This window comes from Nocardioides panacisoli (genome assembly GCF_039537325.1).
GTDB classification, from domain to species: Bacteria; Actinomycetota; Actinomycetes; order Propionibacteriales; family Nocardioidaceae; genus Nocardioides; species Nocardioides panacisoli.
The window spans coordinates 1-1,318 of the sequence record NZ_BAABAH010000034.1 but is presented as its reverse complement, the minus strand read 5'-3'; the positions used below and the strand labels follow the sequence as shown (position 1 = coordinate 1,318).

The following is a 1,318-nucleotide window of genomic DNA, read 5'->3' as shown; positions in this document are numbered from 1 at the left end:
CCGAGATCCCCTGGGACCAGGTCGAAGGCCCCGACGCGATCGAGATCGCCGCCGGGTTGGGGAAGCTGAAAGCGCTCATCGACGGGGCCCTGGTCGCCCTCGCCGAACGGATCGAGGCCACCGACGCAACCCGGCCCACCGGCTGGGCGAGCACCAAGGACTACCTCACCCACGTCCTGGGGGGCCGCAAGGGCGCCGGTGCTGCCTACCTGCGGGTCGCCAAGCAGACCGCCGAGCTGCCCGAGGTCCGCCAAGCCCTCGCCGCCGGTGAGATCTCCCTTGCCCAGGCCGGCGTGATCGGCGGCCGGGTCGCGACCCTGCCCCACGCCCCCGAGCTCCGCGAAACCGCCGCCACCACGATGCTCACCCAAGTCGCCGAGAAGGCTTTCGACGCCACCGACCTGGACCGCGGCTTCACCGAGGTGATCAAGGAGCTCGACCCCGACGGATCCCTGCTCCGCGCGGACGCGGAGAAGGAGAACGCCGAACGCGGCGCCCACAACGCCCGCTACCTCACCTTCGCCCCCGACACCCTCGGCGGCGCCCGGATCAAGGGCTACGGCAGCCTCGAGGACATCGAGATCATCAAGACCGTCCTGATGCCCCTGTCCGCACCGATCACCACCCAACCCGGCGCCTGCGGCGGGGACCCCGACCGGTTCCACAACCGCGACGCCCAGGGCCGACCCGTCGGCGGCTCCTGCCCCGACCCGAACTGCTGGCACGACGGCAAAGACCCCCGCGAAGCCGGCGCCCGGATGTTCGACGCCCTCCTCGACGCCTGCACCCGCCTCCAAGCCACCGACGACCTCCCCAAGGCCCACGGCACCACCGCCCGGATCCTCATCACCACCAGCTACGAAGACCTCAAACAGCAGCTCCACGAGCAGGCCACCGCCGCCGACCCCGGCCTCCTACCCTCCGGTGACACCCTCTCCCCAGCAGCCGTCCGCCGCCTGGCCTGCGACGCCGAGATCATCCCCGCCGTCCTCGGCACCCCCAGCCAGATCCTCGACATCGGACGAGCCCAACGACTCATCACCACCGCCATCTGGCTCGCCCTCCTGCTCCGCGACCAACACTGCGCCTTCCCCGCCTGCACCCGCCACGCCATCGCCTGCGAAGCCCACCACATCCACCACTGGGCCGACGGCGGCACCACCAGCCTGGACAACCTGGTCCTCCTCTGCCGCCACCACCACACCATCACCCACCACACCCCCTGGACCGTCACCATCGACCCCCACACCCGACGACCCACCTGGACCCCACCACCCACCACCCACGACACCACACGCTGGAGCTACCGACCCGGCGA

The 1,318-nt window shown here is 71.2% G+C and carries 1 protein-coding gene; it reads left to right on the top strand.

Annotated elements, in window-relative coordinates; translation table 11 throughout:
* Window positions 1–1,318, top strand: a 1,318-nt coding sequence (locus tag ABD709_RS21365; RefSeq protein WP_344779085.1) for an HNH endonuclease signature motif containing protein, incomplete at both ends; no start/stop codon positions are given.